General features: G+C 34.1%; 16 protein-coding genes and 1 pseudogene. All 17 read right to left on the bottom strand.

The genetic code is table 11. The features are described from left to right. Window positions 1–16: 16 nt before the first annotated feature. The gene (locus CO726_RS04250; RefSeq protein WP_099683403.1) at window positions 17–1,594 is read right to left on the bottom strand and encodes a terminase large subunit domain-containing protein; all 1,578 of its coding nucleotides are present in this window, start codon (window positions 1,592–1,594) and stop codon (window positions 17–19) included. Beyond that, on the bottom strand, window positions 1,594–1,983 hold the full coding sequence (locus tag CO726_RS04245; RefSeq protein ID WP_088328074.1) for a hypothetical protein: 390 nt from the start codon (window positions 1,981–1,983) through the stop codon (window positions 1,594–1,596). The genes CO726_RS04250 and CO726_RS04245 overlap by 1 nt, the downstream gene beginning before the upstream one ends. 18 nt (window positions 1,984–2,001) lie before the next feature. Further along, window positions 2,002–3,090 (bottom strand): hypothetical protein, encoded by a 1,089-nt coding sequence (locus CO726_RS04240; protein ID WP_099683402.1) that lies wholly within the window; start codon window positions 3,088–3,090, stop codon window positions 2,002–2,004. Window positions 3,091–3,127: 37 nt separating this feature from the next. Beyond that, window positions 3,128–3,331, bottom strand: coding sequence for a hypothetical protein (locus CO726_RS04235; protein WP_088328076.1), 204 nt, complete (start codon window positions 3,329–3,331; stop codon window positions 3,128–3,130). 30 nt (window positions 3,332–3,361) lie between these two features. Further along, the gene (locus CO726_RS04230; RefSeq protein WP_099683447.1) at window positions 3,362–4,120 is read right to left on the bottom strand and encodes a hypothetical protein; all 759 of its coding nucleotides are present in this window, start codon (window positions 4,118–4,120) and stop codon (window positions 3,362–3,364) included. A 382-nt stretch (window positions 4,121–4,502) separates the two neighbouring features. Beyond that, a complete protein-coding gene (locus CO726_RS04225; protein ID WP_001021805.1) occupies window positions 4,503–4,676 on the bottom strand; it encodes a helix-turn-helix domain-containing protein in 174 nt (57 codons plus the stop codon). Between the two features lie 91 nt (window positions 4,677–4,767). Next, the gene (locus CO726_RS04220) at window positions 4,768–5,649 is read right to left on the bottom strand and encodes an SU10 major capsid protein (RefSeq protein ID WP_074568243.1); all 882 of its coding nucleotides are present in this window, start codon (window positions 5,647–5,649) and stop codon (window positions 4,768–4,770) included. Between the two features lie 21 nt (window positions 5,650–5,670). Then, a complete protein-coding gene (locus CO726_RS04215) occupies window positions 5,671–6,126 on the bottom strand; it encodes a xanthine phosphoribosyltransferase (RefSeq protein WP_088328078.1) in 456 nt (151 codons plus the stop codon). Window positions 6,127–6,498: 372 nt separating this feature from the next. Further along, window positions 6,499–7,488 carry a hypothetical protein gene (locus CO726_RS04210; RefSeq protein WP_088328079.1) on the bottom strand — a complete coding sequence of 330 codons (990 nt, stop codon included), beginning with the start codon at window positions 7,486–7,488 and terminating at the stop codon, window positions 6,499–6,501. Window positions 7,489–8,357: 869 nt separating this feature from the next. Further along, window positions 8,358–9,272 (bottom strand): tyrosine-type recombinase/integrase, encoded by a 915-nt coding sequence (locus CO726_RS04205; RefSeq protein WP_088328080.1) that lies wholly within the window; start codon window positions 9,270–9,272, stop codon window positions 8,358–8,360. A 191-nt stretch (window positions 9,273–9,463) separates the two neighbouring features. Then, window positions 9,464–9,685 carry a YneF family protein gene (locus CO726_RS04200; RefSeq protein ID WP_001123317.1) on the bottom strand — a complete coding sequence of 74 codons (222 nt, stop codon included), beginning with the start codon at window positions 9,683–9,685 and terminating at the stop codon, window positions 9,464–9,466. Window positions 9,686–9,763: 78 nt separating this feature from the next. After that, entirely contained in the window at window positions 9,764–10,204 is a 441-nt protein-coding gene (gene sirA / locus CO726_RS04195; RefSeq protein ID WP_099683401.1) for a sporulation inhibitor of replication protein SirA, read from the bottom strand. Between the two features lie 156 nt (window positions 10,205–10,360). Beyond that, complete coding sequence (gene tkt, locus CO726_RS04190; protein ID WP_099683400.1) at window positions 10,361–12,361, bottom strand: transketolase; 2,001 nt, start codon at window positions 12,359–12,361, stop codon at window positions 10,361–10,363. Window positions 12,362–12,584: 223 nt separating this feature from the next. Next, window positions 12,585–13,063: pseudogene (locus CO726_RS32940) on the bottom strand (coproporphyrinogen III oxidase). 74 nt (window positions 13,064–13,137) lie between these two features. Next, window positions 13,138–13,941, bottom strand: coding sequence for a phosphonate ABC transporter, permease protein PhnE (gene phnE, locus CO726_RS04180; protein WP_099683399.1), 804 nt, complete (start codon window positions 13,939–13,941; stop codon window positions 13,138–13,140). Continuing rightward, entirely contained in the window at window positions 13,941–14,735 is a 795-nt protein-coding gene (gene phnE / locus CO726_RS04175) for a phosphonate ABC transporter, permease protein PhnE (protein WP_099683398.1), read from the bottom strand. Before phnE (CO726_RS04175) ends, phnE (CO726_RS04180) begins: the two co-directional genes overlap by 1 nt. After that, window positions 14,732–15,505, bottom strand: coding sequence for a phosphonate ABC transporter ATP-binding protein (gene phnC, locus CO726_RS04170; RefSeq protein ID WP_099683397.1), 774 nt, complete (start codon window positions 15,503–15,505; stop codon window positions 14,732–14,734). The genes phnE (CO726_RS04175) and phnC overlap by 4 nt, the downstream gene beginning before the upstream one ends. Between the last annotated feature and the right edge of the window lie 51 nt (window positions 15,506–15,556).

Raw genomic sequence — 15,556 nt, 5'->3', positions numbered from 1 at the left:
TAATACTACATTTTCCTTAAACATACCATTTATTTTGCTTAATACCTTGAATTGCTAATGCCATAGCAATTACACAATCATCATGTTTATCATTACCTTTTTTATTTCCTGTTTTTCCATCAGTTTCAACATAAATTTGCATCTGGTCTAATGTTTCTTGACAGTTTATAAGAATCATTTCTAATTCAAATTGCTCTTTTAAATCTGTAATCATAATATTTTTTGTTACCTGTGTAGTTTGATATCCTAACTGCAATTGTTTTTTGCCTAATTGCTGATTGAAAATTTTATGTTTGTACAAATTCATATACTCATATTCTTTTCGTAAACGTTCTAAAATTGGCGTACCAAAAGAGTTTCTTTCTACTGTTAAGAAAGCATAGTTATACCATTTGCCAATAATATCAAGCAACTTGGCAAATTCATAAACAGGAATTTTATTGTCGTAAAAACTTAATACCTGTTCACCGTCTGCATTTAAAATTGAGATAGTAGAATAGTCGCCACCACTACCACTTGCAGTGTCCACACCTGCATAATATTTAATTCCTTGTTTTGGCAATTCATAAATCATTAACGATTTCCCAATATATTTCGCAATACTATCTGGAATGCCCACCTTTATCTCTTTATATACCAATGGTTTTTTAATATATTTTGAGCGTTCAACTATTTTTTGTTGGTCGAAAACATTTAATCCACTACTAATAAATGATTCCATTGGAGTTGCAGGAAATTCTTGATAGAATTGTTGTAGGGTCATATCAAGTAGTTTCCATCTACGCCACATTAATTGTTTCAGCGTTGCTCCTTGCTCATATAAATATAATTCGTCTTGCTCTAAATCATCTTTAGTAAGACGCTTTCCTTTATTATTTTCTTTATACCATGCTTCCGCTTCGTCATAATCATCTTTAAATTGTTTTGCATATGAAGAAGAATAGAAAGGGAAGAAAAATGCTTTGTACTTTGAGTTTTCCTTATATGCGTTATCGAAGAGTTTTTGATAGGTGTTAAAACCGTTTGAGGTTGTTTCAATTACTAATTTTGACGTTTTACTCTTTGCTAATGCTTGTTCTGCTGATAATAAAATTGAATCTTGATTCTCGTAGAATGCAAATTCCGATAAAAGAATGTATTCATATGTTGTACCACGACCTACATCTTTACCTCCAGCGGTTGCAAGCGTAATAGATGAACCATTATCAAATTTCAATTGGTTACGGTTGTTTTGTGTATCTTTTGGAAACTTAAATTTGTCATGTGGAAGGTCATCGTACATCATTTTTAATTTGTCAAATAATGATGTTGATGATTCCTGTTTATAGGAAACTATCATATAATTTGTTCGTGGTCTGTTCATTGCCATCCATAAACACAAAGCCAATGACATTGTACTAAAACCAATTTGCCTTGCCTTTGCAATTACATTAAAACGTCCCATTTCATTAATGAATTTCTTTTGTTGGTCATTAACCACAAAAGGTATGTAATCCCCTGTATTAGTCGTGATTTTGACGAAATTTTTAAGCCACAAAACAGGGTCATTGTTAATTAATTTTAGTTTTTCTGCTGTAGTAGGTTTTCTTGCCATTATACAATCAGCCCATCGTCTTCTGGTTCTTCATCTACTTTAGATAATTCTGCCCCTGCTTTAATAATACTGTTGATTTCTTTATTAAGAGTTAATAGCAATTTAACTTGCTTTTCATCACCTGTTAATGCTTTTTCTCTCACAACCTTGTAAATAGTATGTATATCATCAATCATTTTAGATTGTAAATACAGTGCCACCAAATTTGCATACTCTGGTGTCTTTTCCCAATTTGTAAAACCATTCATAGTTTTTCTGCCAACTGAAATAAGAAATTCTTCTTCATTTTTTGGCTGAATAGTTTGATTGAATCGTGTATCTGGGAATTTATAATTAAAATACATACGATTCTCTTTTGTAACTTTCTTTAATGCTTCCTTTAATGTCATTTTACTTAAACCTCTTTCTTACATACATTCATCAAAGAAATCCCATTTTGGTTCCTTCGCTTTTTTCTCTGCACGCCTCTTCGCTTGCTGTTTTTGCCATTCTTCCATGTCAACACAATCTTCTTGTCCCATCTGTGCTTCCATACGCTTAAAATGTGCTTCTACTTGTTTTTGATTAGATAGATAATCTTGATATTCTGTTTCAAGTTTCTCTCTAACCCAACCTTGACCTGCTTTTTCAAGAATTTCGAATTTCTTAGCACCTGCTTGTTTTACAATGTCACATTTAGTTTCTGTCCATGCTCTGTAACCTTTCCAATCAAATTTGACTTTTTTGTCAAAGATTTCTCTAAAAACAACATCATCAAATTTAACCAATAAGTCGGTTACCTTTTCTTTCTCTCTTTCAAGGAAGGATAAGTTTTTATTTGTTGTTTCAGTTTCTTTTAAATTCGTCTTAATAGACGTACTTTTTACATATTGGTTTGTTTCTTGCTTCCATTGTCCAGTTTCATCTTGATATCTTTTACCAGAAACCTTTGTTAAAAATGCACAATCGTTAATAATTTCCCTTGTTCGTGTCATGCCTAGTTCCAGCACTTCACACCATTCTTTGTCGCAAATAGCATATTCGAATTGTGCGTTATTTCTCCAATTATGGTAAGCCATAACTGTTAGGTTATAATTATTTCCTCCTGCTAAATTGTATTCACTTGATTTAATTGGCGTAAAACCTTTGAATTTGAATGGATTCTGTTTCCAATCAACTTTCCTCTCTGCTGTCTCTTTCTTCATTTCATCGTTTATTTCAATTGCTAGTGCATTCTTTTTTACATCACCGTTGAAAGATAAAGTTATATAACCTTTATCTCTTAAACCTTCCAATGCTTTTCCTGCCCTTGCATTGTCTCGACTTGCTTTTGAAGTTGCCCATTCCAAATCCTCTACAATGATTGTCACATGTGTTCTGATATTCATTGTGCCAACATTTTTCATAAATTGAAGATAAGCAAACACCTTTAACTCATCGTTATTTAATTTGTACTCTGTACCAAACCCAAACGCCACGTTTGGAATTTGGATATAATTATCCGTTGTCATTTTCATTTAAATTTCCCCTTAATTTAAAATAATTGATATAGTATTACCCTTTTATGTATTTGTTTTCTTCTCCATTGATACGATATTCTACTAACGCTGTTACCAATTCTTCTGTTCTTTCAAACAACCAAAAACGCTTATTTGTCTTATCATGAATTGCTGTACAAATAAATCTTAATTCCTTCTCAAACCTTAAAAAGTCGTGTAAATTCGTGCTGTAACAGAAAAAATATTTATTCATGTCCATATATCTTCCTCTCTTGGATTTAGCCGTTGATTACATCAACGTCATATTTAACTTCTTCTTACTCGTAAGAGCATACGAAAATGGATTGTAATGAGAATTAACAAGTTGGTTATCATATGTACATCCATTTTTTAAATCGTATATATTACGAGTAAATTCTTTTCTAATTTCGAATTGTTTATTTGGAAGGATAATATCCAATTCCAACAATTTACTAATACCCTCTAAATCCATTTTCGTTTCCCAGAAACCGCTGTCATTTAAGAGTATTTTTTTAGAAGAATTATATCTTCTTTGTACTTCTTCAAAGTCCATTAATGTATGTCTTTCTTGAAGACGAATTATTTCTTCCATGCCCATTTTTTCTAGCCAATTGCATTGGGTTTCTCTAAATCTACCTTTGTAATCGTAGTATCCTAAGTAACTAGAATCAATTGCCATGAGCATTAGTTTTCCATCTTCTGTTGAAGGCAATGGAATATCATATAATGCGTATAGTAGCAATGCTGTACTCATTGCATATTTGTCTGTGTAGTTATCTCTTGAAACTCTTTCAATTATGTTTGGATTTGCACTCATTATGTTTGGTTTACTTTTGTTGGAGAGCATTGTTACGTGATTGTCGTATGTCATGCCATTTACAAGGGCAATATCAACACCGACTGCTTTGCGTTTGTCTTTTTTATTTGTGGAGTAAAGATTGTTGAAATCGTAGAAATGTTCCACTTCCCAATCTTTAACTTGTTTGAGGATTGTTGCACCAACTAAACTATCAATATCATCGCTCATACATACTGTAAAATCTGCTTCCTCAAATACCCATTGAGGAAATTTATTTTTAAAACCTTGCTTCATAAATTAGCGAAAGTGTAACTTTCACTCTTAAAACTTTTGCACTAATTTATGTTTTCAACGTTTGATAAAACCATATTTTTATCTTTTTATTTTATTATTAAATTTTATAAATGTTATGTATTATTCCCTTATTCCCTTTTACTCACGTGCTGATTGAGTAAAAGAGTTAAGTTTCTACTACTTCCACATATTTCACTCCTTTAACTTATCTTTTTTAATTTATTTGGATGATTCCTCATCCTGTATATAGTATAACATTTTTTGTTACACATTTCAAATTTATGTATTACATAAAACTGAATTGTCAAGTGTTTTTTTAAAAGTTATCTATAAATTCTTTGTACTTATCAATTTTAACTCTATCCATTTCACAATTACCTGTCTCATATTGACTGATTAATGATTGTGAACATCCAATATGTTCGGCTAATTGTCGCAAACGAATTTTCTTTTTTCTGCGCTTTAACACATATTCATCCTTAATGTTCACTTTGATTACCTCCTATTTAAAATTTTAAACGATTATCAAAATAATATAGGAGAGGGTTAACCCCTCTACCTATTCATTGTTTGTTACATTATTACGCTTGTTTAAGGTTATAAACTGCGACTGCTTTTTTACTTCCAACCTCAAGTGAGCATTCTGCCACTACCTGACCTTTAACATTGTCACCAGTTTTACCTAGTTGTTCAAATTGTGGTTGACGTAAGAAAGCAACTTTAAGAGCATTTACATCAAATGCAACAATTTTATCTGCTGGCATATAACGGTCTAGGATAAAGTTAACTTTTCCGTAAGAAGTTTCTACAGAATTTACAACAATACCGAAGTCAGTAGTCACATGTTGGTAAGAATAACGGTCTTTGTATAGTTCGTCAATTTGGTCTTTTAAGTCAGCACCAACTAATGCATAAAATTCACCATTTTCATTTCCTGCTGTCCATAATTTCTTAACAAGTTCCTTAATTTCTTTCTCAGTTAATACATCTTTAGTAGCACCGTTTACAACGTTATCTGCGTCAACAAATTTTAAAATACCATCCATTTGACGTTTACCGCTAGCACCATCGTTCTTAACACCATTAATTAGTTTTTTCTCCATACCAATAGCAAGTTCAATTAAGCGGTCATTGATTTCTTGTGCGAATAAGTCGCCAACAGCACCTGTTGCCTGTGCTGTACCAGATACAGAAGTTGCTTTGTAGAAGATTTCCATAACGTTATTTAGTTCTGCACGTCCAGATTGTACGAATTGAGTTGCGTCAATGCCTTCATCAACTGAAATGTCAGCAGTACCATCAAGAGTTTTTTCTCTCCATGTGTGAAATTTACCTTTCGAGTCAACATATAACCCTTTGCTTAAAAGTAAAGCCATGAAAGGAGTAGCGATAGGTGATACTAAAGCGATTTCATCGGTAAGATGAATATTTTCCTGTGTAGTTAATTTTTTAGAATCTAACATTCTTTTTTCCTCTTTCTTATATTAAAAATTTAATTTTTGACTAATCATAGATTTAGTGTCTTTGTTTTTCTTAGCAATGCTATAACCATCCACCTGTTTATGATTGGTCGGTTTATATCCATTCGCCAACTCTAGTTGACCAATGATTTCCTTTAATCTTGTAATTTGATTATTTAATGCTTCTGTATCATCGACAGAAACGTTAATGAAGTCAGCGAAAACTTCAATGCCTTCTTCTTTTAAGGTTTGTGCAACCTCTCTCTTCCAAATAGATTCTAACTTTTGTTGAATTTTAGTTTCATCTTCTGTTAGTTCCTTTGGTTTGTATTGTGACAACTCTTCAATCTGGTTATATAGTAAATCTACTTCTTCTTGTGAATAAGTTTTTTCTTCAACTATTTCTTCATTTTGTTGAGTGTCTTTAAATTCAATTTCCTCAACATCTTGTACCTGTTCTTGATTATAGATTTCGTCCATTTTTATTTAACACTTCCTTTTAATTCAATAAAAATAGGAAACAGTACAGTCGTACCGTTTCCACCAGTTGGCTATCACTAAGATAAAATCCTAGCAGGTTACAACGGTTAGCAGTCCGTTGTAACTAATTTCAAGGTAATCCCTTTAAGGGGAATTGATTATGCAAAGGGGTTGCATAATTAAAATTTTCAATTCGAAAGCAAAAAATATTATTAAATTAGCGCCTTCATACATAAAATAAATATATGGAAAAGTGTAACGTTTTAATTTGTTATATGAAATCGTTAAAGTTATTAGGTGGATTTTTTAGTGTTTGAGGTGACTTTTTATTAGAAGAGATAAAAAAACACTCATACAGTTAAAATGAGTGGTTTAGAATCTATTTGAAATTACTTCTTTCCAGTTATCAAAGATTTTCTTTTCACAACGTTTAAGAGTTTGTTTGAAGTTTGTCTCAGTTATTTTTTGATTTGTCATGACTTCCATTTGCTTTGCTAAATGACGTTTCTTCAAAACAGGTGTACCGTCTTCTTTCCATCTGAAAGCACCTGTGTTATTTTCTTTTAAATCTTTTTCAATGATATTGTAAACGTCTTGCACAAATTTAGTTTGGTTTGGAGTAAGCCATAAACTAAATGCTTCTAATCCTCCAATGTGCTTCAATGTCTTACCAAACATCATCATCCAAATATCTGTTTCTTCTGCATTTGTTTCTGCTTTTACATATGTAGATTTATTTCCTTTACGGATACGCTTAACATTATCTCTCTTCATTTGTAATTCAATGAATTTCGTTAACATTGCTTTGTTTATATATTTAACCATTTCTTTTGTTTCCCTCTCACAATCCACTTTCTTAATTGCGTAAAGAAATGCTTCTTCAAACAATGGTAATAAATTATCTTTAGTTTGTTTAAAATCTATTTTAAACTCATCGCTACTTTGCCCCAATCCTTCAAATTTCTTTAAAAGGTTAAAGAAATCATATTGTGTAGCACCTAAACAATCTCTTACTTCGCTTTCATTAACGTAAATTGAAGAAAAATCATAATTACGCAACGCTCTCCAATCTAACTTAATCCAATCTACCTCATATAAGTAATCTAGAAATTCATGTAACCCTTCAAAATCATCTACTTGATTACTTCTTTCAGTTAAATTCCTAGCATTTCTTCTGGCAAAACAACTTTTCATCATAAATGCTCTAATACGATAAGCCACATATTTTAAACCATCTTTTACTTCTGGTGCATTATCATTGTATTTCAATGTTGTTAAATCTTCATCCACATAATCCAATAACACTTGTAAAATTTCTCTATCTTGTCCAGTTTCTTGATACTTTTTAATTAATTCTCTCATACTTCATTCCCCTTATATCTATACATAGGTTCTCCCAAACCCTTAACTAAAGTATAACATTTTTTGTTACACTTGTCAAAAAATGTGTTATATAATTCTTGACTTTTTAATCTTTTCGTGATTTTAACTTTTGAGCACCTACACATTTTTCTATTGACTTTCGGTGTCCGTCCTTCAACATTGGTTGAGTGGAAAGGACAACGGCTAGGGCAGAGAATGACTACCTTATATCGCAAAAATGAAAAAGTTAAAGCGATATAAAGCAGACGTTCATTGTCACTCCAACATTGTATATCGGGTTAAGGTTTCCGCATAGTAACACCTTGTTTGAACGTTAGATTTTCACCTACAACGAACTTTTAACATGCCATGCTTGTCCAACATGCCGAAAGATTTAGGGAAGGAATTGTACTACTGACATATCCTTAATTATTCGTAACCTAATATTATCTTTCTTATTCGTTGCTACCTGCACCGTAGTACACCAAGCAACCTTTACCAAACCGTTTATGGACGTTCTCTCCTAGACTATACTCAGCGTAAACAAGGAAACGCTTTTGAGAGTATACGCTTAATTTTATGACATTGGCTTAGCGAACCTGTTCAAGTGTTTAGCGTGGTGTTAGGTCATTCCCACGTTTGAAAATTACCGTACACTTCATAAAAAAGACAATACTTAATAGCCCTTGCATCATCAAATTTTTTTCGATAAAATGAAGGTGTAGGATTTTTCCTATTTAGTTTTAATGCGAATGAAACTAACGTGAGAAGTAGAGTGTTGGTAGCACTCTACTTCTTTTTTCGTTGACAATTAAACAACTATTGAAACAATGACGCTTTCTGTTTCAATGTCAGTGACGAGAAAGATATTATGAAGACCTCCCAATATTCATTAATGGACTAGATGGCATCGCCTTCTTAATAAGTTCAAAATCCTCTAATGACTGTAAATAACGCTGTGTGGTCGATACATCAGAATGACCTAGTAATTTTGATAATGTGAAGATATCAATTCCATTTAAAATACACTGAACAGCGAAGAAATGACGAAATGTATGTGGACTACATCTTACCTCTTCAACTTCTACTCTTTTTCCTGCTTCTTTAATTACGTTATAAATCCCCATATGTGATAATGGGTCGGCTGTATAAGACAAAAAATAATTATCTGTCTTAACAATTTTATCTTTGAGATACTGCTTTCTTAATCGCTCATATCGAATTAGAATCTTTTTTAACGGTGGAGAGATGAACATAATACGCTCCTTATTCCCCTTACCATTAACTAAAATCGTTGTTTCTTTTACGTTTTGAGTCAATAACCCTCTAATCTCCATCGCTCGCAACCCACAATCGCTTAACATGGCTACTATTGCCTTATTTCTTGCTTCAATGTAGTTTTTATAACTAAATGCGTCTATCATTGCAGATACCTCTTGAATGGTAAATCCCTTTAGTAAATTTTTAGGAACTTTCGGCAATTCCACCTTTTTTGCAATATTTTCTTTAAGGTATTCCTCTTTCTGACACCAACTAAAGAAAGCACGAACCATTTTAAACATAGACACTATTGATTGTGGCTGTAAACCGTCTTTATATTTCGTTCTAACGTATTGCTTTAAATGTAGTGTATTGACGGCTTCTAACTCGCTTATCCCCTTCTCATCCATTAGAAACCTTTTTAATTGCTTCATTTCTTGGCGTTTATTCTTCATTGTTTTTGAAGTGAACCCTTTTGCCAGACAGTGATACAAATACTCTTCAATTACATCTTCTAATTCCAAACAAAAAAACCACCTTTCCCATTGGTTGATATTCCAACAGAAAAAGTGGTTTTTAAGAAAAATAAAGCAAATTTCGTAAAAATTTCAGAGAAAGATAAACCAATCAATACATTGAGTTTATTCATTCACACGAAATTAATGCTTATATCAGAGCGATGAAACGCTTGTGGCTCTAAGGATTAGCCATGCGCTTATTTCATTTGTTGCTTGTTCATCGCGCTCATCATTTGATTGATTTTCTTTTGGGAAGGTTTTTGTCCCATTTGCATCATCATCATTTTTAACATTTGTTCGTTAATTGGTGGATTTTTTTGTAAGTAATTCATCATGTATTTGCGGGCAATGAAAAATCCTAACGCCACGCCTGCTACTAGTGCTACTACGCCCACTAGAATACCTAACCAAATTGGCATATATTTTCCTCCTTCATGTTGTCTACCTTACAGTGTACTAAAACCTTTTCAATAAGACAAGATACAATTCGACATTTTTTACACATATGTTCGTACTTGTTTTAGAGGATTCAGCCATCCGTACTTTGTATTTTCATAATCCATAGCTAAGAATGTTAATTCACACTTTCTCAACACCTCAAAGAAAGTCGTTTCCATAGAGACATTTCCAGAGGTATTCATGAGAATATAGTGTGGTTTCACCATTATTTCGCCATATTCCGCTCCAGTATAAAGTGTATGTGTATGATGTGTTCGATCATATTTACCAAGAACGCGCAAAGCTTGTTCTAATTTATGGTGAATTTTCATTACTTGTAATGGCATCGTTATATACATCATCTGTTTATATAACACTTTTTTCTCCGAAAGGGACCCAGATTCTGAAAATCGAGCAAATAAATCAAAAAACAAATATTCACGACCAAAGTAAGCTTTCGCAATATCCTCTTGAATTAAATACAATTCATACGTTTTCATCTTTTACCTCCCAATCTGGACAACCTTTTCTCTTCATTATATAGAAGAAATTTTGCAATGATTGTCTGACTACGGAGAGATAAAAAACTTTTTCTGTCGAAAAAACTCATTTACATAGAAAAATCTCTCCATGCCGGAGAGATTTTTCTAAAATCATTAAAGCATTTCTTTTACTTTACGAACAACGTTCTCTACAGTAAATCCATACTCTTCCATAATCTTCTCACCAGGAGCAGAAGCACCGAATGTATCGATACCTAACACATCTCCTTCAAGACCTACGTAACGGTGCCATCCGAATGTAGCACCCATTTCAATTGCGAAACGTTTTGTTACTGCTTTTGGTAATACAGATTCTTTGTACTCAGCAGTTTGAGCTTCAAAACGATCCATAGATGGCATGCTGACAACAGCTGCGTCAATGCCGTCTACTGCTAGAGCTTTTTGTGCTTCAATAGCTAGACTTACTTCAGATCCAGTTGCAAGTAAGATTACATCAGCTGTTTCTTTCTTGCTTGTAGAAACTACATATGCACCTTTTGCTACTTTTTCATACGTATCGTCTTTTGCGCCTTCTAATGTTGGAAGGTCTTGACGAGTTAATACTAAAGCAGTTGGTTTATTTGTAGATTCTAGAGCTAATCTCCAAGCTGCAACAGATTCGTTACCATCAGCTGGACGAATAACAGATACATTTGGCATTGCACGTAGCGCTGCTAATTGCTCGATTGGTTCATGTGTTGGACCATCTTCACCAACAGCGATACTGTCGTGTGTGAATACATACGTTACTGGCAATTGCATTAATGCTGCAAGACGAATTGCTGGACGTAAGTAGTCAGAGAATACGAAGAACGTACCACCGTAAGTTTTTAAACCGCCATGTAGTGCAATACCGTTCATTGCTGCACCCATTGCGAACTCACGTACACCGTACCAAATGTTTTTACCGCTGTAATCATCTCTTGTAAAGTCTTTTTCGTTATTCATGTATGTTTTGTTAGAACCAGCAAGGTCAGCAGATCCACCGAAGAATGATGGTACAGACTCTGCAATTGCATTAATTACAGCACCTGAAGAATTACGAGTTGCTGCTTTTGATCCTAATTCATAAGTTGGTAAGTTTTGCTCCCAACCTTCTGGAAGAAGACCGTTCATTGCCGCTTGCAGTTCGTTTGCTAATTCTGGGTATGCTTGTGCATATTCACCTAGCATAGTGTTCCACTCAGCTTGCGCAGTTTCACCAACATCTTGTACTGTTTTACGGAAGTTGTCATATACTTCTTCTGCTACATGGAAGTCTTTCTCAGCAGTCCAAGCGTATGCTTCTTTCGTTAACTTTGTTTCTTCTACACCAAGTGGAGAACCATGTGAAGCTGATTTTCCTGATTTGTTTGGAGAACCGAAACCAATTGTCGTTCTTACTTCAATTAGCGTTGGGCGTTTTTCGTCAGCTTTCGCTTCTTCGATTGCTTTCGCGATAGCTTCAATATCGTTTCCATCCTCAACACGGATTACTTGCCATCCGTATGCTTTGTAACGATCTTCTACACTTTCAGAGAATGAACGATTTAAATCGCCATCTAATGAAATATCGTTTGAATCGTAAAGCACAACAAGACGACCTAATTGTAAATGAGCAGCTAATGAAGATGCTTCAGCAGAAACGCCTTCCATTAAATCTCCATCACCACAAATAGCGTATGTATAATGATCTACTACATTATACGCATCACGGTTATATTTAGCAGCTAAATGTCTTTCAGCCATTGCCATACCTACAGCAGTTGCAATACCTTGTCCAAGTGGACCAGTAGTTGCGTCTACACCAGCTGTATGACCGTACTCAGGATGTCCTGGAGTTTTGCTTCCCCATTGACGGAAGTTCTTTAAGTCATCCATTGTTACATCATAACCAGATAGGTGAAGTAGGCTGTATAATAACATTGAACCATGACCTGCAGATAATACGAAACGATCACGGTTAAACCACGTTGGGTTATTTGGATTGTGTTTCATAAATTGAGTCCATAATGTATAAGCCATTGGTGCTGCACCCATTGGCATTCCTGGGTGACCAGAGTTTGCTTTTTCAATCGCATCGATGGATAATGTGCGAATCGTGTTGATAGAAAGTTGTTCGATTGAATGTGACATGCTATTCTTCCCTTCGCTTATATTAGTAAACGTTTTATACATTTATATGATAGCTTCCCACGCAAGATTATACAACATGTATCGACAAATATGTTGATGTTTTTTTGATTTTTTATAAAAAAACCAATGATTTCGGGAATGTATGGGCATTCAATATGACATACTTTTTCATTATTTTTATTTTAAAAAGAAAGGGAATTATCTGTATATTTATTCATCAATTTCAAATTCCATAATGCAAAATATATCCTTCCCCCTTTTTCACTCTCCGAAGCAAATGAATAAACGACTGTAAATCTTGGCATAATTTATCTCGATCAAATACATATCTTTCATATTCTCCATCAGTATTATTATCATTTTCCCATTGAAACTGTCCTGTCAGTTCGATTGTTTCTGGCGCTAAAGAAAACATGCTAACTAGCGAACAAAATAACTGTTCTGCTATCACTGCCCTTGCTGTTCAATTTTTGTAATACCATAATAATGAATTCCAAACCCTTCTGCTCTTTTCGCTGGATAATAGACCGGAATCCATTGGATAAAATCTAATAGATATACGATTAGGTCATCACTTAATACAATACACTCATCTATCGTTGCCTCTTCTTTATATAAAAAACAAAATTCAATCCAATCTACACCTTTAAAATCTAATCTTTTTTCATTTGATATAAATACGAACTCGTGTTGTAAAGCCAAAATCCCCCCCTATTGCCCACATTCATTATTCTTATTATATAAAAAGCACCTTTTATAGGTGCTTCTAAAATAAATTATACAATTTTCTTCCGAATCGAACTTGAAATAAAATCAATAATAATTACCATTAAAATAATGCCCAATAAAATAATCCCCACACGAGACCAATTGCGTGAACTCAGTGCAAAAATTAGAGGCGTGCCAATCCCCCCTGCTCCAATAACACCTAAAATGGCAGCGGATCGTACATTAATTTCGAACCTGTATAACGTATACGATAGAAAATCCGGTAATACTTGTGGCAATACTGCATACCACAGTATTTGAAAGCGATTCGCGCCTGTTGCTATTAACGCTTCCGTCGGTCCCTTATCTATATTTTCAATTCCTTCTGAATATAGTTTCCCTAACATTCCGATAGAGTGTAACCCTAAAGCTAGAACTCCGGCAAAAGAGCCCGGTCCAACAGCTTTTATAAATAATAGAGCCATAACTAATTCAGGAAATGTACGAACAAAACTAAGTACAAATTTCCCAGTTCCTGAAGTTAATTTTCCACTGCTCATATTGGTTGCTGCCCAAAAAGCGAATGGAACAGATAAAAAGGCAGAAATAAATGTACCTAATATCGCAATTGCCAACGTATCAATTAAACCATGTAGTAAATCTTCACCATCTGGTAAAGATACATACGACCAATCTGGATTCAATACCCCTGTCATAATTGCTTTTGTAATTTCTCCTGCCGTATCCTTTATTCCCTCTAGTGGTACTCCTGAAAAAGCCCATACATAAACAAATATAAGTGCTATAAAAATAAACCAGCGATACACACTCGGTTTTTTCGGTTTTGATACGATTATCGTCGTTTTACTCATTATAATTTCTCCCGCAACAATGTACTTACATAATCAATTAACAATACAACAATAAGGGTATAAATAATGATAGATGCAGTTTGTTGATATTGTAAAAATCCAAGTGTACGATCATAATACAATCCAATGCCACCTGCTCCTACTAACCCTAAAACAGCTGCTGCACGTACATTCACCTCAAATGTATAAAGTACATAGGAGACAAAATGCGCTTTCACTTGCGGAATTACCCCATAAACAATCCACTGCACCTTATTTGCTCCTACTGCTGTCATCGCTTCCAATGGACCTGGATCAATTGATTCAATTGACTCATACAACAATTTCGCCACGAGCCCAATTGAGAAAAAAGTAAGAGCCAAAATACCTGGAAGTGGTCCTATTCCAAAAATAGCTACGAAAATTGCCGCTAATAATAAATCTGGTATCGTTCGAATAAAATTTAAAATTAATCGAGCTGGACTGTACAAAAATGTACTAGTAAACACATTATTTGCCGCAAACAGCGCCAGTGGAATAGCTAAAATCGCTCCTAAAGTCGTCCCAATAATCGCCATACGTATTGTATCTAACATCGCTGTTGTAATAACTTGAAAATAACTCCAATCTGGTGGCACCATCTCTTTTAACAAATCCATCATATTAGGAAAACCAACTACTAGTTTTGAAAATGATGCGTCGACCTGTACACTACTTCCCCACAACAGTAAAATAATTAGGATAACCGTTAACATATGTTTCAACTTGCTCGGCGGCTTCGGTATCGATTTCGAATATATCGTCACGTCATTCATTTAGCTGCCACCTCTAATAATTCACTTTTCTGCGCTACATCACCATAAATTTCAGCAAATTTTTCATCCGTTGCCTCTTCTACTAAACCGTCAAAAACAATTTCTCCTGCATGTAATCCAATAATGCGTGTCGCATATTGCCTAGCTAAATCAATAGAATGTAAGTTTACAATTGTTGTAATTCCAAAATCTTCATTAATTTTTTTCAAATCATCTAATACTTGCTTTGTTGTTAGCGGATCTAACGACGCAACAGGTTCATCTGCCAATATGATTTTTGCTTCTTGCGCCAATGCTCTAGCAATCGATACACGTTGCTGTTGTCCTCCTGATAATTCATCAGCCCGCGTATATGCTTTTTCTAAAATATTTACCCTTTTTAACGATTGAAAGGCAAGCTCCAAATCTTCTTTTGGAAATAGACCTAACGTTGTACGCAATGTCGAATGATACCCAACACGCCCAGCTAATACATTCTTCAATACCGTTGATCGCTTTACAAGATTAAAACTTTGAAAAATCATACCAATATCCCGGCGCATGCGGCGTAATTCTTTTCCTTTCGCAGCAGTAATAGACTCACCTTCAATCATGATTTCGCCTTCTGTAATCTCATGAAGGCGATTTACCGATCTTAGAAGTGTAGACTTTCCAGCTCCGGACAGCCCTACCATTACAACAAACTCACCTTTTTGAATTTTTAAGTTTATATTATTCAATCCTTTTGTACCATTCGGATACACTTTAAAGACATTTCGAAACTCTATCACTCATCTTACCTACCTTCAATATATTATCAATAACCTAAAAACGGCAAACTA

Origin of the sequence: Bacillus fungorum (genome assembly GCF_002746455.1) — a bacterium.
Taxonomy (GTDB): Bacteria; Bacillota; Bacilli; order Bacillales; family Bacillaceae_G; genus Bacillus_A; species Bacillus_A fungorum.
This window is presented reverse-complemented; position numbering and strand designations above follow the sequence as displayed.